Source organism: Desulfurivibrio nitratireducens (assembly GCF_044068515.1).
GTDB lineage: Bacteria > Desulfobacterota > Desulfobulbia > Desulfobulbales > Desulfurivibrionaceae > Desulfurivibrio.
This window is the reverse complement of record NZ_JBIPKI010000021.1, coordinates 1-21,205: the sequence shown is the minus strand read 5'-3', so window position 1 is coordinate 21,205 and position 21,205 is coordinate 1. Positions and strand designations below refer to the sequence as shown.

Sequence of the window (21,205 nt, the reverse complement as noted above, 5' to 3'; positions counted from 1 at the left end):
TCCACCGACCGCTCAGGACGATGATTCGGTTAGGGGCAGGCGGACGGTGATCAGGGCGCCGCGTTCCCCGTTGCCGCTGACCTCGATGCTGCCTCCCAGGGTCTGGACAATGCCGTAAGCCACCGCCAGGCCCATTCCGGTGCCGCCTTTTTTGGTGGTATAAAAGGGGCTGAAAACTACCTGGCGGGCTTCAGGCGGAATCCCCGGCCCGGAATCCCCGATCGCCACTTCCAGTTGCTCTCCGGCCCGGCGGGTGCTGATCTCCAACCGGCCCCGGCCGTCCATGGCCTGGATCGCGTTGATCACCAGGTTGGTGAACACCTGGCGCAGTTTCTCCTGGTCGCTGAGCAGGGGCGGCAGGTCGGGGGCAAAGTCGCGACCCACTTCCAGATCGGTAAAAGGCTCCTGGTACTCGGCCTGGGCAATGATCTCGTCCAGCATATCGTTGATGCTGACCTCTTCCGGCGGGGTCGTGGACTGTTCGTGTTCACGGGCAAAAAGCAGCAGACTCCTGGTGATCCGGGAAATCCGCTCGGTATTCTTGAGGACCTCCAGGACCTCTTCCTCGCCCTCGCTGCCGGCCAGGCGCCGCCGCAGAATCTCGACGTTGCCGCGGATAATGGCGGCGGGATTGTTGATTTCATGGGCCACTCCGGCGGCCAGCAAACCGATGGCGGCCAGTTTTTCCCGGCGGACCAGTTCCTCCTGGGCCTGCAGCAACTCCCGGTTCTTTTCCTCAAGATCCCGAGTCCGCTCGGCCACTTTGGCCTCCAGGCTGCGGTTCAGTTTGTCCAGCTCGGCTAAACTGCGCTGCAGGGCCGCCGCCGCCTGTTTGCGTTCGGTAACATCGCGAAAGGAGACCACCGCCCCCTCGATCTGGCTTTGCTCGTTGTAAATGGGATTGGCGGTGAACCTGCCCGGGAAAGTGGTTCCGTCCATCCGGCAAAAATCGTGATCATCGCCATGGATCCCCAACCCCTGCCGGAGTACCTGCTCCAGGGTCGCCGAAAACCGGCCGCAGGGGGAAAAGCCTTCCGCCGGTTGGACCAGGAGATTTTCGAAACAACGGCCGATGATTTCTTCCTCGTTGCCCCCCAGCAGCCGGGCCCCGGCCGGATTGACAGAGGCAACCCGCCCGGCTTCGTCCAGGCCGATAATCCCTTCACCGGCGGAATTAAGAATCAATTCGTTGTCCCGCCGCAACCGGGTCATGGTGCGAACCTGGTTTTCCACCCGCCGCGAGATCAGCCAGCCCAGCCCAAGGAATCCCCCCGTCACCAGAAGGGTGAGCAGCATCATGTTGCTCAGGCCCCGGGCCAGCCGCTCCTCGACCTGCCGGGCCAGCGCGGCGCTGCGTTCGCTGGCGATATCGGCCATCAGGGGATAAACATTCTCGACCCGGGCAAACAGCTCCTGGGCCCGGGCCTGCAGGCTTTCCTGTTCCCGCCGCAACTGGAGGATATCGCTGCTGAGCCGAAAAAGCCCGCCCTCGCCCGGCCTGATGGTCTGGTATTCCGCCAGAACGGCATGGCCCCGGCCAAAAATCAGGTCGCGCAAGAGGGCCACCTGTTCGGCTCCCAGGGCTGTTTCCGCCTCCTGATCATCGCTGGTCAGCCACAGAAACTGGCGCTCCAGGCGCTCCAGAACCTGCTTGAACTGATTGTCGCGCAAGTCGGCCAGGTGATCGAGCTGATCCTCCGCGGCCAGAATTTCCACCAGGCGGGAAAGCTCGCTAAGTTCCGCCCGGGCTTCCTTGAGCATCTGCGGGCCGCGGCGGAGCTGCTGTTCCAGGAAACTCTGGGCCAGGACCGGCGCCTGCCGGGAGTCGGCATGGCGCCACTGGCGCAGGGCCAGGGCCTCGGTCAGTCTTTGCCGACCCTCGAGAATCTCGGCGGCGGCCCGCATCTCTTCCAGTAAAAGCCGGACATGGTTCAAGGTGATCCGCTGCTGTTGATCCACGGCCACCGGTCGATAGCGCTGGGCCCAATTCTGGGCCCGGGAACGGATCACGGTCAATTCCACCGCCGCCGATTCCAGGTCGTCAAAGGCCGCCGGGGCGGAATAATCTTCCAGCCAGGATCGCAAATCCCTTACCGCCGCGACAAAATCCGCCGCGGGTGAAGCGGCGGGAGGAGCCTGCTCGGCAACCCCTCCCCGCAGGAGCCAGTTTATCTCGCTGCGCGCCTCCTGGCCCAAGCGCTGGAGGCGGCCGGCCGCCTGACCGAGTTGCCGATCCTGTTCCAGCAGGTGAATCCGTTCCCGGTTGAGATTGACCAGGGTCCAACCCATGAAGCCGTTGGTCAGCACCCCGGCCAGCAGACCGATGGTGATCAGAACCCAGACCAGGGTCAGGATATACCGGCGATGGTCCCGGTCTTTCATGGGGCCTCCGGGATCAGGGTGGTAATCTCCGACCAGGCAAAAGGGACCATCTTGCCGGCCCGCAGCAGGGTGGGCCACACCTCTTCGCTGGCCTGATGGCGGCCGGAATCCAGGCGCAGCATCGGGCCCAGCCCGAGATCAAAGGTACCCAATCCTTCCATGGCCTCGATCAGGGCTTCGCGGCTCGGTTTTCCGTTAACCTCCAACAGGGCCCGGCCGATCAGGCGAGCGGCGATATAACCCTCCAGGGCGACAAAGGTGGGTTGTATATAGGGGGCGAAGGCATCCAGGTCGGTCCGGAAATCGTCCACGATCGGCAGATCGCGGTCATCGGGATGGGGGACCACCTGGGTCACGATCACCCCCGTGATCTCCTCTCCCAGGGCCCGGGCCAGGAAGTCGCCGCCGACAAAGGAAACATTGAGAAAAAGGGACTCCAATCCAGCTTCCCGGGCCAGGCGGATAAACTTGGCACAAGGGGCGTAAGTTCCCACCATGATGATGGCCCGGGGAATCTGCTCCGCCATCAGTATATCGGCCAGGGCGTTTTCCACCGCCAGGGTGTTGCGGGGGTAACGGACGTGCAGCACCTGGCGTTCGTCGGCCAGCCCATGCCGGCGCAAGGCCGCCAAACCGCCGGCGAAACCGGCGTCGCCGTAACCGTCACGCTGGGTAAAAAAGGCGATTTCCTCCGGCCGCAGGTTCCCCCGCTCCACCAGGGCCGTGACCATGGCGGCAATTTCCTGGGCATAACTGGCCCGGAAATTGATGACATAACGTTCGGGGGGCTGGCGCCGCAGAACGCCGGCCCCGGTGAAAGGAGCAAAAAAGAGGACCCGGTGTTCCCGGATCAGGGGCAGGGAAGCTATCGCCGTGGGGGTGCCGACATTGCCGATCACCGCCAGCACCTGTTCCTGTTCGATCAGGCGCCGCATGTTGGGAGCGGTGCGGGCCGGTTCATAGCCGTCATCAAGGGCCAGCAGCCGAAGCTGGCGACCAGCCAGACCCCCTTCTTGATTGAGCCGGGCCAGACCAAGGCTGACTCCGTCGCGCATGGCGTTGCCCAGTTCGGCGGTGGGGCCGGACAGGGCGGTGGACATGCCCAGGAGAACCTCGTCGGCCCGCACCGGTGCCGGGAGCGTTAAAATTGCCAGCAGCAGGCAGGCAAATAAGCGGTGCATGGCACCTCCTTGATTCCTGGCCGGGACAGTCGGGCCGGCATTGCCCCCGCTCCCGCTGCCCCGGGGGGCGAAGAAAAATGCGGCCTGTGCTAATGCCCGGGCCCCAAAACTTGAGCGCTGAATTAATCGCCAGGGCCCGCGCGGCCCGGTTTCAATCGGTCCGCTCCGGGCCCAGGCCATAATCATGAATTTTGCGATCAAGGGTGCGCCGGGTGATCCCGAGAATCCGGGCGGCGCGACTCTTGTTCCAGCTAACCCGGCGCAGAATGGCGGCGACCTGCTGACGTTCCACTTCGGCCAGGGTCAGCGATGCCTGGTCGGTCGCGGCCGCCTCGCTTACCCGGCTCCGTTTTAAATGGGGCGGCAGATCGTGGGGACCGAGAATTCGACCGCGGGCAATGATGGCCCCGCGCTCGATAACGTTGCGCAACTCCCGCACATTGCCCGGCCAGGGATATCTTTCCAGCATTTCCAGGGCAGCGGGGGCGATTTCGTTGACCTCACGGCCCAACCGGCCGGCAACCTTGGCGAGAAAATGACGAGCCAGGATCTCCACATCCTCGGGCCGCTCCCGCAGAGGCGGCAGGACCAGGGAAAAAACATCGAGCCGGTAGAACAGATCCTCGCGGAATTCGCCCCGGGCCACCATCTCTTCCAGGTTCTTGTTGGTGGCGGCGACAAAACGGACATCCACCCGGCGGGCCTTGGTATCGCCCACCGGAATAAACTCACCGTCCTGCAACACCCGCAGCAGCTTGGCTTGCAGCGCCGGGCTGAGTTCGGCCACTTCGTCGAGAAAAAGGGTGCCGCCGTCGGCCTCTTCCAAGAGGCCCTCCCGGTTGCGGTCGGCCCCGGTAAAAGCGCCCTTGCGGTGGCCGAAAAGCTGGCTCTCCAGCAGGTTTTCGGCCAGAGCCGCGCAGTTGAGCGCCAGAAAGCAGGCGGCGGAACGGGGGCCGGCCTCATGGATGACGGCGGCGATCAGTTCCTTGCCGGTGCCGCTTTCCCCCTGGAGCAGAACATTGACATCACTGGCGGCGACCCGCCGGGCCAGATCGTGGATCTCCTGAAAGCGCCGGCTGCGAAAGATTATTTCCCCCTGCGCCGGCCGCCGGCAGGGATCTTCGGCCAGGGAGCGGTTTTCCGCCAGCAGTTCCTGGCTTTCCAGGCACTGGTCAATTACGATGGCCAGGCGTTCTTCGGGAAAGGGCTTGGTCAGGTAGTCGAAGGCCCCAAGCTTGATGGCTTCCACCGCCGAATCGATGGTCCCGTAACCGGTCATCATGATCACCCCGATATCGGGCCGCTGCCGGCGCACCCGGGCCAGTACCTCCAGGCCGTCCATGTCCGGCATGCGAATATCGAGCAGCAGTATACCCCCTTCGGGGCTACCCTTTTCCAGGTCACGCAGCAGAGCCAGGGCTGAGCTTTCCGTTTTGACCTCAAAACCCCACTCGGAAATGCTCTTGCGCAGATAGCGCAGCATGCCCTCTTCATCGTCACAGATATAAATTCTGCCGCGGTTCACTTCCCCGCCACCCGATCCTGATTTTGTCTTAACCATTTTATCTCCCAACAAAAAGGAAAACCGACCGGGGCCTTGAGCGCAAGCACAAAATGCACTGCATCGTATGTATACACATTATGCCAAAGGTATACATTTTTCCGCTAATTGTCCATGCTTCCAACCAAACCGACCAAAACATTAAGATCCTGTTAACAGGTTTTTATTAGGGCCGAATTAAGGACTGGTACGCTGCTTGCAAGCTATGTTTGGCAAAGCAACAAAAGGGGGCGGTCCCTGCGCCGTCCGTGGCTGGCGGGTTGCGGGTCCGGCGGCCAGGGAGCCCCATTCATCAACCTTCTAACTTCAGTTTTACGGCAAGCAGTACATCGTACCATCAAGCTTAGAGGAGGCCGGAATTTATGAAATTGTCACGAAGAAACCTGCTTAAACTGGCGGGAGCCGGGACCACGGCGGTTGCCGCCGGCGGTCTGGGCTTCGACGTCGCCACCGCACGGGCAGCGACCAGCGAGTTGCGCATCGCCCGCGCCCGGGAGTTTCCCTCGGTCTGCTGCTTCTGTTCCGGCGGCTGCGGGGTGATCGCCCAGGTCGTGGACGGCAAGCTGGTCCAGTGCGAGGGCGATCCCGACAACCCCAGCAACCGCGGCTCCAACTGTTCCAAGGGCGCCGCCGTTGAACAGACCCACCACAACGATCAACGGGTCACCAACGTGATGTACCGGGCCCCCGGAGCCCGCGACTGGCAGATCCGCTCCTGGGACTGGGCCATCGACCAGATCGCCAAGCGGGTCAAGGATACCCGCGACCGGACCTTTCAAACCACCTCCGGGGACGTCACCGTCAACCGGACCGATGCCATCGCCAGTCTGGGCAGTTCCATCCTCAATAACGAGGATCTGTATCTGATCACCAAGTTCATGCGGGGCCTGGGGGTGACCTATATCGAACACCAGGCCCGGATATGACACAGCTCGACGGTCGCCGGTCTGGGGGCCACGTTCGGCAGAGGCGCAATGACCAACCACTGGGTAGACTTCAAAAACACTGACGTCGCCCTGATTTGCGGCAGCAACTGCGCCGAAAATCATCCTGTTTCCTTCGCTTGGCTGCAGCAGGCGCGTGATAAGCGCGGAGCCAAGATCATCAGCGTAGATCCCCGTTTCACCCGTACTTCGGCCCGGGCCGACCTTTACTGCCCGATCCGCAGCGGCACCAATACCGCCTTTTACGGCGGCATGATCAACTACATCCTGGAAAACGAGCGGTTTCACCGCGAATACGTCATCCACTACAGCAACGCCGCCTCCATCATCCGCGACGATTTCGAATTCGACCCCGAAACCGGCCTCTACTCCGGTTACGACGAGGCCAAGGGGGCCTATACCGATCGCGCCAGTTGGGGTTACGCGCGGGACGCCGAGGGCAAGGTGCGCAAGGACCCGACTCTGCAGGATCCCCGCACCGTCTTCCAGATCATGAAGCGCCACTATTCCCGCTATACCCTGGAGGTGGTGGCCCAAACCTGCGGAGCACCGCTGGACAAGCTGCGGGAGGTTTACGAGCTCTTTACTTCCACCGGCCAGGTGGGCAAGGCGGGCTCAATCATGTATGCCATGGGCCAGACCCAGTTCACCTCGGGCTCCCAGAACGTCCGCTGCATGGCGATCATCCAGACCCTGCTCGGCAACATGGGGCTGCCCGGCGGCGGAGTCAACGCCCTACGCGGCCATTCCAATGTTCAGGGCTCCACCGACATGGCGTGTCTGTTCCATCTGATCCCGGGTTACATGCCCTGCCCCACCACCGCCATGCCGACCCTGGAGGCTTACAACGCCACCACCCCGGCCCCTCCGGCCTACTGGAGCAACCGGCCCAAGTGGATCGCCAGCCTGCTTAAAGCCTGGTACGGCGACGCGGCCACCCCGGAAAACGACTTTGTCTACGATTATCTCCCCAAGGCCCAGGCCGGGAAGAATTACTCCCATCTGGCCCTTTTCGAGAACATGTACAACAATATCGACCTGGAAGGCCTCTTCTGCTGGGGCCAGAACCCGATGGTTTCCGGCCCCAACTCCATGATGGAGAGCAAGGGGATGGAAAACCTCAAATGGCTGGTCTGCCTCGATCCTTTCGAGACCGAGACCGCGGCCTTCTGGAAACGGCCGGGAGCCGACCCCGCCACTATCAACACCGAGGTCTTCCTGCTGCCGGTGACCACCTTCCTGGAAAAGGAAGGCACCGTCACCCACAGCGGCCGCCTGCTCCAGTACCGCTGGAAGGCGGTGGACGGCCCCGGCAACGTCCGCCAGGAATCTTTCATTCTCGATCGGCTGGCCAAGCGGGTCAAGGCCCTCTACGCCGCCAGCGACAAGCCCCAGGACGCCATCATCAAGGCCTTGACCTGGGATTATCCCGATCCGCTGGCCAACCACCCCGCCTTCATCGACGCGGTGATGCGGGAGATCAACGGCAAGTTTGTCGCCACCGGCAAGCTGGTGCCCGGCTTCGGCGCCCTCCAGGCCGACGGCTCCACCAGTTGCGGCAACTGGATTTATTCGGGGATGTATACCGAGGAGTTGGGCAACCGTACCCAGAACCGGGTCCTGGACGATCCCGGCGGCTGGGGCGCCCATCCCGGCTGGGGCTTTTCCTGGCCGGCCAACCGGCGGATCATTTACAACCGCGCCTCGGCCGACCCGGCCGGCAATCCCTGGTCGGAGGATCGCAAGTATCTCTGGTGGAACGGCACCCGCTGGACCGGCTACGACGTGCCGGACTTCGCCCCCACCATGCCGCCCAGCGACCCCTTGGGAGCCAAACCCTTCATCATGGTCACCGAGCGGGAAAGCCGGATCTTTTCCAACCTCAACGACGGGCCGATGCCGGAGCACTACGAACCGGTGGAAAGCCCCACCCACAACGTCTTCAACCGCCGCCAGAACAACCCGGCCTATTTCGCCGGCGCCGACGGCAACAAGTCCCTGGGCGATATCGACAAGTATCCGATCATCTGCTCCACCTGGCGGGTTTGCGAGCATTGGCACACCGGGGCCTTGAGCCGCAACATGCCCTGGCTGGCCGAACTGATGCCAGCCTCCTTTGTCGAGATCAGCGAGGAGTTGGCCCGGGAGAAAGGGATCAAGAGCCGGGATATGGTCGAGTTGGTGTCCGCCCGCGGCAAGGCCCGGGCCCTGGCCATGGTTACCCCCAGGGCCAGGGTTTTTGAGATCAACGGACGCAGTGTCCACCAAGTGGGACTGACCTGGCATTACGGTTATCAGGGCCTGGTCACCGGCGATGTAGCCAACAACCTGACTCCCCACGTAGGTGATGCTAACACCGCGATTCCTGAATACAAGGCATTCCTCGTGGATGTAAGGAAGGTGACGTTATGACTAGAATGGCAAGATTGATCGACATTACCCGTTGCACCGCCTGTCGGGGCTGCCAGGTCTCCTGCAAGCGCTGGAACCAGCTTGAGGGAGAGATCGGCCCCTTCACCGGAAGCTTCCAGTCCCACGACGATATGTCCCCGGGGCGCTGGACCATGATTAACTTTTACGAGGAGAAAAAATCCCACGGTCTGGAATGGCATTTCCGCAAGAATTGCTGCATGCATTGCGCCGAGGCCGGCTGCCTCAAGGCCTGCCCCAACAATGCCCTGGTGCGGGAAGAAAACGGCACCATCCGCCGGATCGAGGAAAACTGCATCGGCTGCGGCCACTGCGTGCAATTCTGTCCGTTCAATATTCCCCGGATCGACGAAGCAGCCAAGAAGATGAAAAAATGCACTTTCTGCTACGATCGGATCACCAATGACCGGGAACCGGCCTGTGCCAAGACCTGCGTGCCCCAGGCCATCGTCTACGGAACCTGGGACGACATGGTCCGCCTGGCCGAACAGCGCCTCGACCAGGCCAAACCCCGTTATCCCCGGGCCCGGATCTACGGGCGCGACGAGTTGGGCGGCCTGGGCGTCATCTATGTTCTGCCGGACTCCGCCGCCAACTACGGCCTGCCGGAAGATCCCCGCCTGCCCTTTACCCTGGGCCTGTGGAAAGATGTCGTTCACCCCTTCGGCAACGCCGTACTCGGAGCAAGCTTGGCCGCCACCGGCCTGGCTTTCATCATCTCCCGGCGTAATGCGATGAAACTGAAGGAAAGCGCAAAACTGGCGGAAGGAGGCTATAACGATGAACAGCAAAAGAATGATTAACCGCTTCAGCGCGGCTGTGCGGGTCGGCCACTGGATGTATGCCATCAGTTTCATCATCCTGGCAATCACCGGCTATATTGTTCAAGGAAAAGCCCTGGATTGGATGATCCCCCTGTTCGGCAGCATTGAGGGGGCCATGGTGGTGCATCGGTGGGCCGCGGTATTTCTGATGATCGGGGTGGCGGTGCCGCTGTTGATGCGGCCACGGGAAGTCCAGGCCTGGCTGGCGGAAATTTTCACCTTCACCAAGGCCGACATCGGCTTTCTCAAAACCTTCCCTCTGAAGTTCATCGGGGTCAAGAAGGAGATTCCGCCCCAGGGTTTTTACAACGGCGGTGAGAAAGTCAACTCGATTATCCAGGTGGTCTGCGGGGTTGGGCTGATCGTCAGCGGTCTCTTTCTCTGGCTGAGCGCGGCGCCTCCCCTGATCATGTATCCTCTGCACGCCCTGTTCTTTGCCATCGGTGTTGCCGGAGCCATCGGTCATATCTACCTGGCCGTGTTCAACCCGGTTTCCAACGAGGCCATCCGCGGCATAATCAGCGGTGATATTTCCGAGGAGTACATGAAGCACAACCACGGCGCCTGGTACGAAGAAGTCTACAAGGCCAAAAAACAAAAAGGGAGTGCCTGATTTTGACCAGAAATATCCAGATACCGGAACCGCCGACGGAGTTGCTGAACTACTGCCGTGAGCTCGAGGAGCTGGTCACGGAGAAGCTGCAGGTCTTGCGCGACCAGCCCTTCCCCGAGTCTGCCGGCAGTGAGGAAGCTGTGGAAGCCATCCGGATGCTGGGCAAAAGTGGTTCTCTTGAAGAAATGGGGCTGGTTCCTTGCCAAGGCGAGGAACTGGCCGCCAATTTCCGCGAGATTGCCCGCCTGTTCCAGCACCACTTTCCCAAGGATCCTTTGGCCATTGCCCTGCAACAGGCGCCGGTCGCCGAATGGTTCGCGGCCGGTTACCACCCGAGTTCCGCCGGCAAGGTTCTGCCCGCGGCCGCCTTGGCCTGGGCCGAACGGCAAGAGCTCGACAGCGATAATTTACAGGAGTTGCTGCATTGGGCGGCAGCCCCGGCCCGGCGCAGAGCGGCCGAGCATTACCGCGAGGATCTGGCGGCCATGGTCACCAATGAACGGGGACGTTGTCCGATCTGCGGCCGGAATGCCGATTTCGCTGAACTGAGTGACCGCGAACATGGCCGGCGCTACCTGGCCTGCATGCACTGCGATATCAGTTGGCCATTTCGCCGGATTGGCTGCACTTACTGCGGCAACAAGGAGTTTGAGACCCTGGGCTACCTTATGGTGGACGGATGCAAGACGTACAAAATCTACCATTGCGAGAAATGCCTGGGCTACCTGAAAACCTATGACCGGCGGGATGACGGTCCTTTAACCAGAAAACGTCCCCTGCTGGAAAACATTCATACTTATTTCCTCGATTTGCTGGCGCTCAAACAGGGTTATTTGCCTACGCCCGCGGCCAAAGACTGAAGAACAGACAGAGGACTTTGCCATGAAAAATAATTGCGCCAAACGCTGCAGCGAGAGAAAGCTCGGCGGATTGCCCGAGGATATGCAAAGGCAGATCGAGATCCGGCTGCGTCTTCAGAGCCGGGAAAACCGGGTTTCCTGTTCGGCAGCCCGGAATATTGCCAGCGAACTGGGCGTAGCGGCCCGGGAGGTCGGCAACATGGCCGATCATCTGGATATTCGCATTAACCAGTGTCAATTGGGTTGTTTTTAAGATAAAATCAAGCAGCACCGCATCTTCGGGCCCCCAGCCCACCCGGTGGCAGCACCGGACCCGGGCCGGCCCCGAAGATGCGGCCCCTGCTGAATGTACGGAGCCGTTACCCCTTGACCAGGTCAGGGGGGAGCGATTAACCCCAAACCCAACCAAAGTGACACTTAAATGCTGAAAGCCAGTTACCAGACTCCCGTCCTGCGCATCAACAACGGGGTCGAGGAAGAAATCATGGATACCATCGCCACCGAGATCGCCTTCACGCTCAAGGTCAACGATCAGGTACTGGTTTCCCTCCTCTGCAGCCCGGAGGAGTTGGACGCCATGGCGGTCGGTTTTCTGCTCTCCGAGGGCATGCTCAGCTCCCGCGAGAGCCTGGGCGAGGTCACGGTGGATGAAACCAACGCCGTGGTCAACGTGCAGCTCAACGGCGCCCCCACCGACTGGGCCCAACTTTTCAACAAAAAAACCATTACCTCCGGCTGCGGCCAGGGGGTTACCTTCAGCAATTCCGATTCACTGACCTCGCTGACCAAACGGGGTCCGATTCGCCTCAGTTGTGCCCGCATCTTTGAGTTGTTGCGCCAGTTCAGCCGCAGCTCCGAGCTTTATCAGCAAACCGGCGGGGTACACAGCGCCGCCCTGGCCGATGGCGACAAACTGCTGTTGTTCGCTGAGGATATCGGCCGCCACAACGCGGTGGACAAGCTGATCGGCAAAGCCTTCCTGGCCGGGATCGATCTGCAGGACAAGATTTTGCTCTCCAGTGGCCGAATCTCCGGAGAAATTATGACCAAGGTGATTCGCAACCGGATTCCGATTCTGATTACCCGTACCGCCCCCACCTGCATGTCCATCGCCCACGCCGAGGAACATGGGGTGACGATGATCGGCTTTGCCCGGGGTCGGCGACTTAACATATATACCCATCCTCTGGGCCTGATTCTCGACGATGTCCGTCCCGCTTGCCAGGAAACAGAGGAAAATTTAACGGCGGTTTGCGCCCAGGGTGGCCTCTATGTTTGAGCAATCCTTCCTCCCTTCAGCGATCGGCTTCAGCCAGGCGGATAAAAGCTTGCCCAAATCAGCCCGGGGCCGCCAAACCCAACTCGGTCACCCCGCCGCCAATCTGTTTTGCCGGGATATGCTGGGCCGTGGGGGAGCGACCCCCTTGGCCGAGGTTTTCCAGGTCCTGTCAGGGATGCTGGCCGAGCATCCCGGCTTGGCCACCGAGGAAGTTACCGCCGGCGAGGCCCTGGATCGTTTCGGCACCGCGCCCATTACGGCGCCGGAGGACCTGCCGGCTCATCCCCGTTCGGTGATGGACGGCTATGCGGTCCGGGCCGCCGACACCTTCGGAGCCTCGGCCAGCCTGCCCGCCTACCTGACCATCAGCGGTGAGGTAAAAATGGGGGAAATGCCCCAGCACGGGCCGGCTCCCACCGAATGTTACCGGATCGCCACCGGCGGTCTGCTGCCGCCGGGCACCGACGCGGTGGTAATGCTGGAACACACGGTAACCGCCGACGACAATGTGCTGGAAGTGCTTAAACCGGTGGCCCCGGGCGGCAATATCATCGCCAGGGGTGATGATGTGCGGACGGGTGAAGTCCTGCTGCCGGCCGGGCATCGTTTTCGGCCCTGCGACCTGGGCCTGCTGGCCGGGTTGGGGATCCAAAAACTGCAGGTATTCCGCCAGCCCAGAGTGGGCATTATTTCCACCGGCGACGAAATCGTCCCGCCCGAGCAAAACCCGCCACCCGGCAAAATCAGGGATATGAACATGGCCGGGCTTACCGCCATGGTTTATCAGCAGGGCGCTATTCCTCTCAATTACGGGATTGTCGGCGACAACGAGCAGGCCTTTGTCGCCCAGCTGGAAAAAGCCCTGGCCGAATGCGACCTGATCCTGTTCTCCGGGGGCAGTTCGGTGGGCGTCGGCGATCTCGGCGAACGGGTCCTGAGCCGAATGACCGACCCGGGCATTCTGGTGCACGGCGTGGCCATCAAACCGGGCAAGCCGGTGATCATCGCCGCCCACGGTCACAAGCCGGTTTTCGGCCTGCCGGGCCACCCCGTTTCGACGGCGGCGGCCTTCGCCCTGCTGGTCCGCCCGGTACTGGCCCGGCTCGCCGGCCTGAACTTCGGCCAGGCCAAGGATAGTGAAGGAGCGCCCATCGATCTGCCCCGGCCCCTTGGCAGCGCCATCCTCCAGCGCAACCTGAACTCCGCCGCCGGGCGCACCGACCTGGTGCCGGTCCGGCTGGAAGCCCAGGCCGACGGAACCCTGGGGGCCATTCCGGTGCTGGGCAAATCCAGCGCCCTTTCAACCCTGGTTCGCTCCCAGGGCTGGATTATCATCGCCGCCCATCTGCAGGGCCTCAGCGCCGGCAGTGAAGTTGCGGTATACAATTTTGAGGGCCTGAATTGCCCCTGAATATCCTAACCGTTAAGGCTGCGGGACCATTATCGACCGCAGCGCCGCTGAACGCTTAGAAAAATCAGTCAACCTCGTCGGCCCAGGAAAAACTGCCAATGCGACGCAATATATACGTAGACAACCTGCCTCTGGAAGAGGCGCAGCGGCGCTGGCAGGCGGCCTTGGAGGAACAGGGCTGCATCCGGCCCCGCACCGAAATAATTCCGGTTGACGAGGCCCTGGGCCGCATTACGGCGGAGGCGGTCTACGCCCCCAATTCTTCTCCCTTTTACAACAGCGCCGCCATGGACGGGATCGCCGTCGACTTCCGGGGGACCATCGGCGCCAGTGAAGCCCGACCCCGCCGACTGGAGGCCGGAGAGTTCAGCCCGGTCAATACCGGCAATGCCCTGCCGGAGAATTGCAACGCCGTAATCATGATCGAGGATGTCCAGCCCCTGGAAGGCGGGGCGGTGGAGATCATCGCGGCGGTCCCGCCCTGGCAGCATGTCCGGACCATCGGCGAGGATATCGTGGTCAGCGAACTGCTGCTGCCGGAAAACCATGTGGTGCGGCCCATCGATCTGGGGGCCTTGCTGGCCACCGGAGTGGCGAACATCAAGGTCAAGATTCCCCCCGCCGTGGCGGTGATCCCCACCGGCAGCGAAATCGTCCAGCCCGGCGAGGCCCTGCAGCCCGGCAATATCATCGAATTCAACAGTCGCATCCTGGCCGGCTACCTGACCGAGTGGGGAGCCTGCGCCCACCGGCGGGAAATCGTCCGCGACGATCCCGAACTGCTGCGGGCCAAAATCGAGGCGGTCTGCCTGAACCCCTCCTGCGATATCGTGGTGATCAACGCCGGAGCCTCGGCCGGCTCCCGCGACTACACGGCCCAGGTTCTGGGCAAGCTGGGGCAGGTGGTGGTGCACGGGGTCAACATCAAGCCGGGCAAGCCGGTGATCCTGGCCATCGTCAACAACAAGCCGGTGATCGGCCTGCCGGGTTATCCGGTTTCGGCGGTGCTGACCCTGCGCCTGTTCGGCAAGGCCCTGGTAGACCAGTGGCTGGGCCGGGCCCAGGCCGAGGAACCGGCGGTGCAGGCCCTGATGTCCCGGCCGCTCTCCTCCAAGCTGGGCACCATGGATTTTGTCCGGGTCAAGCTGGGACAGGTGGGGGACAAGCTGATCGCCACCCCCACCGGCCACGGAGCCGGCGCGGTGATGACCTTGGTCCAGGCCGACGGCATCCTCACCGTACCGGCGGCCAGCGAAGGTATCGGGGCCGGCGCCACGGTCCGGATCGACCTGCTCCGCTCCCTGCATGAAATCGCCAACACCCTGGTCTTCATCGGCAGCCACGACAACATCCTTGATGTGATCGCCAACCTGCTCCATCGCCGCCGTCCCTTGATCCGCCTCTCCTCTTCCCATGTCGGCAGCATGGGGGGAATCATGGCGATCAAACGGGGCGAGGCCCACCTGGCGGGCAGTCATTTGCTGGACGAGGAAAGCGGGGAATACAACGTGCCCTTCATCCAAAAGATCCTGCCCGACACTCCATTGCGCCTGATCAACCTGGCCTGGCGCGAGCAGGGCCTGCTGGTACCCAAGGGCAACCCCAAGGGAATCACCGGTTTTGCCGACCTGAAACGGGACGATGTCAGCTTCATCAACCGCCAGCGGGGAGCCGGCACCCGGATTCTGACCGATCTCCACCTCAAAAGGCTGGAGATACCGCCCGAGGAAGTTACCGGTTACAACCGCGAGGAATATACCCACATGACCGTGGCCTCGGCGGTGGCGGGAGGCAATGCCGACACCGGCCTGGCGATCCTGGCGGCCGCCCGCGCCCTGGACCTGGATTTTATCCCGGTGGCCAAGGAGCGTTACGATTTAATTGTGCCCACCGCCTTTGCCGACGACGGCAAGGTGGCGGCCCTGCTGGAATTGATCTCCGGCAACCAGGAGTTCCGGGCAACGGTAACCGGCCTCGGCGGTTACGACCTCGCTGATTGCGGCAAGTTGATGTACGAACAGTAGGTGACAGGAGAAAGGAAGAAGTAAAGCTTTCGGGCAAACCATGTTCTCGTGCTTAAACCTCAGAGGGCACAGAGAACACAGAGAACACCGAGAAAAACGGTCCCCCTCCCCCGTCTTGACTCATGTTCTCTGTGTTCTCTGTGCCCTCTGGGGTTTTAAACTTAAGCTTTGCGGCGGGCGGCTTTTTGGCTATCATACAACAACGCCCGCGCAAACTCCAAAAACCAACGAGGCCCGCCACTTGCCATGCAAGTTATTGAAATAGGTCTTTTTTTCTTTTAAAATCCTCGCCGTCAGGGCCTGAATCCTGCGCTGCCGGGAATAGCATGACCTGCCACTCCGCAGGATTACCCCGGCTGGCGCCGAACGCCGACCTCACCGGCGGCCGGATTTGTTAAAGGTCCCTTAACTTCTTGCTCCTCCCCGGTTTGATCAACCTAATGTCCAACAACCCAACCAGCACCAGCACTCCTGCCGTCCTGCAAGTGACCGCCCTCAACAAGCGTTTCGGATCCCACCAGGCGGTGGCCGATCTCGATCTGACGGTGCAGGCCGGCGAAATCTTCGGCTTTCTGGGGCCCAACGGGGCCGGCAAGACCACCACCATCCGGATGCTGGTGGGCCTGCTCAAGCCCGATGGCGGCCGCGTCCGGATCATGGGGCGCGATCTGGCCCTGGATCCCGCCTGGGGCAAGGCCCGGACCGGCTATATTCCCGACCGCCCTTTTCTCTATGAAAAACTCACCGGGATGGAATTTCTGCAGTTCATGGCCGGCCTTTACCGCCTGCCGGCCCAGGTTTTCCACCGCAACGTGCCCCGTCTGCTGCAACTGTTCGATCTCGATTCCTGGCAGGATCACCTGGTGGAAAGCTACTCCCACGGCATGAAGCAGAAACTGATCATCACCTCCGCCTTCATGCTGGAGCCGCCCCTGATCGTGGTCGATGAACCGATGGTGGGCCTCGACCCCAAAAGCGCCCGCCTGGTCAAGGAAATCTTCAAGCAGCACGCGGCGGCCGGCCGCACCCTCTTTCTCTCCACCCATTCACTGGAGGTGGCCGAGGAACTCTGCCAGCGGATCGCCATCATCGTCAACGGCCGCCTCCGGGCCCTGGGCGACATGGCCGCCCTCCGGGCCGCGGCCCGCGCTCAAAGCGGCGACCTGGAAGACATTTTCCTCGAACTGACCGGCTCCCACGAACTGCAGGCGGTCATCCAGGCTCTGCGCCAACCGGGCTCCGCGGCCCCGTGAAAGCTCGAGAGCTCTCAACGCCCATGTTTTCTCTGCTGACCCCCTTTCTCCTGGCGGCCCGCAACCGCTTCCTGCCCGCCGGCCGGCCCAGTCTCCGGGCTCTGGGCATCGTCCTGTTCAGCGCCGCGGTGGCCACCGGACTCTATCTTATTGCCCGGAGGGTTCTCGGCTACTTCCACGCCCAGAGTGAGCTGGGCATCATCCTCAGCCTGAAAATTTTTGAAATGACCTGGATCGTGCTGTTCGCCATGGTCCTCTTTTCCTGCATGGTGGCGGCGGTCTCCACTCTGTTTCTCTCCAAGGACAACGAAATCCTCTTTGCCGCCCCGGTACCTCCGGCCCGGCTTTTCGCCATGCGCTACACCACCACCAGCCTCTATGCCGGCTGGATGCTTTTCCTCTTCATGCTGCCGGTGCTGCTGGCCTACGGCCAGGTCTTCGCGGCCGGGCCCGGCTACTGGCTGCTGCTACCCCTGGCCCTGCTGGCCACCATCCTCACCGCCACCGGGGCGGGAATGCTGCTGACCATTATCCTGGTCAATCTCTTTCCCGCCCGGCGCACCAAGGATATCGTCCTCTATCTCTCGGTCTGTTTCGGGGTCCTGATTTACCTGATGTTCCGCCTGTTGCGCCCGGAAGAGCTGGTCAATCCGGATAATTACGGCCACTTCATCGAGTACCTTTCCGCCCTTTCGGCTCCCACCGCGCCCTATGTGCCGGCGGCCTGGGCCGCCAACCTGCTCTCCCTCTATCTCCTCGACCGAGAACTGGACCTGCTGCTGGCCGCCCTGCTCCTGATCACCCCGGCCGCTCTTTTCATCCTCGGCGAGGGGGCGATGGCGCGCTGGTTTTTCCGGGGCTACAGCAAATCCTGCGAATCCTTCGGGGGCGACAGCCGCTTCGGCAGCCGGGCGGCGGCTTACCGGCCCCGGCCCTGGCGCTGGATTTTCCACAAGGAGGCCAAGAGCTTTCTCCGGGACTCCACCGAATGGGCCCAGCTTTTCATGGTGGGGGCCCTGATCGTCGTCTACCTGTACAATTTCAAGATTCTGCCCTTGGACCGGGCCTTTATCGGCGAGGAGTACCTGGCCAACCTGATCGCCTTCCTGAATATCGGCCTGACCGCCTTCGTCTGCGCCTCCCTGGCGGGCCGCTTCGTCTTTCCGGCGGTCAGCGCCGAGGGCGGAGCCATCGTCCTGCTGCAGAGCGCCCCCTTGAGCATGCGGGCCTATCTGCTGCGCAAGTATCTCTTCTACCTGCCCCCCTTCACGGTGCTGGCCCTGCTGCTTATCCTGTTTTCCAACCACCTCCTCGGGGTCAGCGGACCGATCTGGTGGATTTCCCTGGGCATTATTATGCCCCTGACCTGGGCCCTGCCGGCCATCGCCCTGGGCTTCGGGGCGATTTACGCCGATTTCAAGGCGGCCAACCGGGCCGCCACCGCCGGCGGCTGGGGGGCGCTGCTCTTTCTGCTCACGGCCATGAGCTTTGCCATCGTAAGCATCGGCGGGGTCGCCTACCCGGCCTGGCGGATCTTAAGGGGCTGGCTGCGGCACGGCTTCCTGGCCCCCGGCGATCTGCCCCTGCTGCTCGGCGCCCTGCTCCTGGCCACCCTGCTGGCCGCCGCCGTCGGAATCTTTTTTTTCTTGAAAGGTGCCAAGGCATTGGATAGCCTGGCACGTTAAAGGATTAAAAAGACGGGGAGGGCAAAATACCAAGATGCTGGCCAAGGTCAAAAGCGGAGCGGTACTCGGGGTGGACGGGCTGCTGGTGGATGTCGAAGTGGACATCAGCCGGGGGCTGCCGATTTTCACCACCGTGGGACTGGCCGAAGGGGCGGTGCGGGAAAGCAAGGAACGGGTCAAGGCGGCCATCAAGAACAGCGGCTACGAGTTTCCCAGCCGGCGGATCACCATCAACCTGGCCCCGGCCGACCTGAAAAAGGCCGGCACCGGCTATGACCTGCCCATCGCCATCGGCATCCTGGCCGCCGCCGAAATCCTGCCGCCGGAAAAAACCGCCAACTGGTGCCTGATCGGCGAACTCTCCCTGGACGGCGGGCTCAGGCCTACCCCCGGCATTCTGCCGATGGTCCTGGCCGCCCGCCAGGCCGGAGCCGCGGCGGTAATGGTGCCCAAGGCCAACGCGGCGGAAGCGGCCATGGTCCAGGGCATCCCCCTGCTGGCGGTGGATTCCCTGGGCGAGGCGGTGGATATCATCAAGGGGTTGCGGGAGGCCCCGGCCCTCGAGGTCGCCCCGGCGGCGGCGGCGGCCCGGCAATACGAGGTGGATTTCGCCGAGGTCCGGGGGCAGGAATATACCAAAAGGGCTCTGGAAATCGCTGCCGCCGGCCACCATAATATTCTGATGCAGGGCCCCCCCGGCTCCGGCAAGACCATGCTGGCCCGGCGTTTGCCCACCATCCTGCCCGAGCTCTCCTTTGAGGAGGCCCTGGAAACCACCAAGATCTACAGCGTGGCCGGCGAACTCCAACCGGGCAGCGGTCTGGTCCAGGCCCGACCCTTTCGCGCTCCCCATCATACGGTTTCCGAAGCCGGCCTGATCGGCGGCGGCTCCCTGCCCCGGCCGGGCCAGGTTTCCCTGGCCCACCACGGCATTCTCTTCCTCGACGAGCTGCCGGAGTTTCGCAAGAACGTGCTCGAAGGGTTGCGCCAGCCCCTGGAGGACGGCCACGTCACCATCGCCCGGGCCCAGCAGAGCCTGCTTTTCCCCGCCGGCTTCATGCTGGTGGCGGCCCTGAATCCCTGTCCCTGCGGCCATTACCCCGGCAACGAAACCCACGAGTGCACCTGCACCCCGGCCCAGATTCAGCGCTATCGCCACCGGCTTTCCGGCCCCTTGCTGGACCGGATCGATCTTTATCTGGAGGTGAAGGCGGTCAAGTTCGACGAAATGAGCGACCAGCGCCCGGCCGAGTCCTCGGCCGCCATCCGCCGGCGGGTGGCCGCGGCCCATGAGATTCAACGCCGGCGCTTTCCCCGGCGCAAAACCTCCTTTTACAACAGCCGGATGAAGCCCGGCGATCTTGACCGCTGCTGCCGGGTGGACGACCATTCCCGGCGGCTGCTGGAAGAGGCGGTGCGCCGTTTCGGCCTTTCGGCCCGGGCCTATCACCGGATCCTCAAGATCGCCCGCACCATCGCCGACCTGGCCGGCAGCGCCGAGCTGACCAGCAACCATGTCGCCGAGGCCATCCAATATCGCCGGCTTGAGATCAAGTAAAGCCAGGCGGCCGCAGAGAAGCATTATGCCGACCCTAATCTCCTCTGTGCCGCCCATGGCCGGGCGGGATCCTCGATTAGCCGCTTGTTGAACAAATCAAAAGTGGTAAAATAAATTTTGGATTGCCTGTTGGCAAAATGGGCCGGAATTTGGGCGCCGCTTAGAGAAGGATGGTGAGCAACAGCATGAACGGCTACAAATTAAATACCGCGGGCCAGCCGGCCCCGTTGGCAGACGGGGTGAAAATTGAGCCCGGCTTGCTGGGCTTTGATATTGACGGGGTGGTGGCCGATACCATGGAGGCCTTTATCCGGATCGCCTTCGAGGATTACCGGATCAGGGTGGAACCGGAGGAAATCACCGAGTTCATGGTGGAGGAGTGCCTGGATATCGATCCGCTGGTCAGCGAGGAGATTTTTCAGCGGCTGCTGGCGGATCCCATCGGTTGCCGGTTGCGCCTGATGCCCGGGGCCGGCCGGGTCCTGAGCGAACTCGCCGCCGCCGCGCCCCTGACCTTTATCACCGCCCGCCCCCTGGCCGAGCCCATCGACCGCTGGCTGCGCCGGGAACTGGGCCCGACCACTTACCGCAACGCCCGCCTGGTGGCCACCGGCGAACACGACGACAAGGCCCGGCCCATCCAGGAACTGGGCCTGCGCTACTTCGTCGACGACCGGGCCCAGACCGGGATCAACCTGCAGCGCGATGGCATCGGCGCATTTATCTTCACCCAACCCTGGAACCGGGGCCGCCACGACCTCCCCACCGTCAACAACTGGCAGGAAATCCGGGCCATCTGCCGCTAACCCCCAAGCAAGACCTCCCAACAGCCCAATCTCGCTCTATCACCTTAATCGCGGCTGACTCAACGGCAACCTTGCAGCAGTGCCGCAGGTTGCGGCAAGCGGATCGGCGCCGCATACTTTGCTATGCAAGCCGGGCCGATCGCCGCAAGATGCGGTGCCGCCCAAAGACCAGCTAAACCTTATGCAACCCTGCCATGACCTTAATCGCGGCTGACTCAACGGCAACCTTGCAGCAGTGCCGCAGGTTGCGGCAAGCGGATCGGCGCCGCATACTTTGCCATGCAAGCCGGGCCGATCGCCGCAAGATGAGGTGCCGCCCAAAGACCCGCTAAACCTAATGAAACCCTGCCATGACCTTAATCGCGGCTGATTCAACGGCAACCTTGCAGCAGTG

Annotated in this window: 15 protein-coding genes; 12 read left to right on the top strand and 3 right to left on the bottom strand. The window is 62.4% G+C overall.

Features of this window, described 5'->3' with window-relative positions:
- Positions 1 to 12 precede the first annotated feature (12 nt).
- The 3 genes from ACHHTY_RS07080 to ACHHTY_RS07070 all read right to left on the bottom strand — a co-directional run bounded on the left by ACHHTY_RS07080 (position 13) and on the right by ACHHTY_RS07070 (position 5,124).
- Positions 13 to 2,382 carry an ATP-binding protein gene (locus ACHHTY_RS07080; RefSeq protein WP_395493403.1) on the bottom strand — a complete coding sequence of 790 codons (2,370 nt, stop codon included), beginning with the start codon at positions 2,380 to 2,382 and terminating at the stop codon, positions 13 to 15.
- Positions 2,379 to 3,563, bottom strand: coding sequence for an ABC transporter substrate-binding protein (locus ACHHTY_RS07075; protein WP_395493402.1), 1,185 nt, complete (start codon positions 3,561 to 3,563; stop codon positions 2,379 to 2,381). The genes ACHHTY_RS07080 and ACHHTY_RS07075 overlap by 4 nt, the downstream gene beginning before the upstream one ends.
- Positions 3,564 to 3,714: 151 nt before the next feature.
- Complete coding sequence (locus ACHHTY_RS07070; RefSeq protein ID WP_395493401.1) at positions 3,715 to 5,124, bottom strand: sigma-54-dependent transcriptional regulator; 1,410 nt, start codon at positions 5,122 to 5,124, stop codon at positions 3,715 to 3,717.
- 362 nt (positions 5,125 to 5,486) lie between these two features.
- On the opposite strand from ACHHTY_RS07070, the gene fdnG reads away from it, so the two are divergent.
- The 12 genes from fdnG (at position 5,487) to ACHHTY_RS07010 (ending at position 20,811) form a co-directional block, all read left to right on the top strand.
- Positions 5,487 to 8,480 (top strand): formate dehydrogenase-N subunit alpha, encoded by a 2,994-nt coding sequence (fdnG, locus tag ACHHTY_RS07065; RefSeq protein ID WP_395493400.1) that lies wholly within the window; start codon positions 5,487 to 5,489, stop codon positions 8,478 to 8,480.
- On the top strand, positions 8,477 to 9,301 hold the full coding sequence (locus ACHHTY_RS07060; protein WP_395493399.1) for a 4Fe-4S dicluster domain-containing protein: 825 nt from the start codon (positions 8,477 to 8,479) through the stop codon (positions 9,299 to 9,301). The genes fdnG and ACHHTY_RS07060 overlap by 4 nt, the downstream gene beginning before the upstream one ends.
- Positions 9,279 to 9,935: a formate dehydrogenase subunit gamma gene (locus tag ACHHTY_RS07055; protein ID WP_395493398.1), complete on the top strand. Its 657-nt coding sequence runs from the start codon at positions 9,279 to 9,281 to the stop codon at positions 9,933 to 9,935. The genes ACHHTY_RS07060 and ACHHTY_RS07055 overlap by 23 nt, the downstream gene beginning before the upstream one ends.
- A 2-nt stretch (positions 9,936 to 9,937) precedes the next feature.
- Entirely contained in the window at positions 9,938 to 10,795 is an 858-nt protein-coding gene (locus ACHHTY_RS07050; RefSeq protein WP_395493397.1) for a formate dehydrogenase accessory protein FdhE domain-containing protein, read from the top strand.
- Positions 10,796 to 10,817: 22 nt separating this feature from the next.
- Positions 10,818 to 11,048 (top strand): hypothetical protein, encoded by a 231-nt coding sequence (locus ACHHTY_RS07045; RefSeq protein WP_395493396.1) that lies wholly within the window; start codon positions 10,818 to 10,820, stop codon positions 11,046 to 11,048.
- A 168-nt stretch (positions 11,049 to 11,216) separates the two neighbouring features.
- Positions 11,217 to 12,074: a formate dehydrogenase accessory sulfurtransferase FdhD gene (gene fdhD / locus ACHHTY_RS07040; RefSeq protein ID WP_395493395.1), complete on the top strand. Its 858-nt coding sequence runs from the start codon at positions 11,217 to 11,219 to the stop codon at positions 12,072 to 12,074.
- Positions 12,075 to 12,123: 49 nt separating this feature from the next.
- Positions 12,124 to 13,485 carry a molybdopterin molybdotransferase MoeA gene (locus ACHHTY_RS07035; protein WP_395493394.1) on the top strand — a complete coding sequence of 454 codons (1,362 nt, stop codon included), beginning with the start codon at positions 12,124 to 12,126 and terminating at the stop codon, positions 13,483 to 13,485.
- A 98-nt stretch (positions 13,486 to 13,583) separates the two neighbouring features.
- The gene (locus ACHHTY_RS07030; RefSeq protein ID WP_395493393.1) at positions 13,584 to 15,509 is read left to right on the top strand and encodes a molybdopterin biosynthesis protein; all 1,926 of its coding nucleotides are present in this window, start codon (positions 13,584 to 13,586) and stop codon (positions 15,507 to 15,509) included.
- 440 nt (positions 15,510 to 15,949) lie between these two features.
- Positions 15,950 to 16,762 carry an ABC transporter ATP-binding protein gene (locus tag ACHHTY_RS07025; RefSeq protein WP_395493392.1) on the top strand — a complete coding sequence of 271 codons (813 nt, stop codon included), beginning with the start codon at positions 15,950 to 15,952 and terminating at the stop codon, positions 16,760 to 16,762.
- 23 nt (positions 16,763 to 16,785) lie between these two features.
- A complete protein-coding gene (locus tag ACHHTY_RS07020; protein ID WP_395493391.1) occupies positions 16,786 to 18,447 on the top strand; it encodes a putative ABC transporter permease subunit in 1,662 nt (553 codons plus the stop codon).
- A gap of 34 nt (positions 18,448 to 18,481) precedes the next feature.
- Positions 18,482 to 20,005, top strand: coding sequence for a YifB family Mg chelatase-like AAA ATPase (locus ACHHTY_RS07015; RefSeq protein ID WP_395493390.1), 1,524 nt, complete (start codon positions 18,482 to 18,484; stop codon positions 20,003 to 20,005).
- Positions 20,006 to 20,244: 239 nt separating this feature from the next.
- Positions 20,245 to 20,811, top strand: coding sequence for a 5' nucleotidase, NT5C type (locus ACHHTY_RS07010; protein ID WP_395493389.1), 567 nt, complete (start codon positions 20,245 to 20,247; stop codon positions 20,809 to 20,811).
- The last annotated feature ends 394 nt before the right edge of the window (positions 20,812 to 21,205 follow it).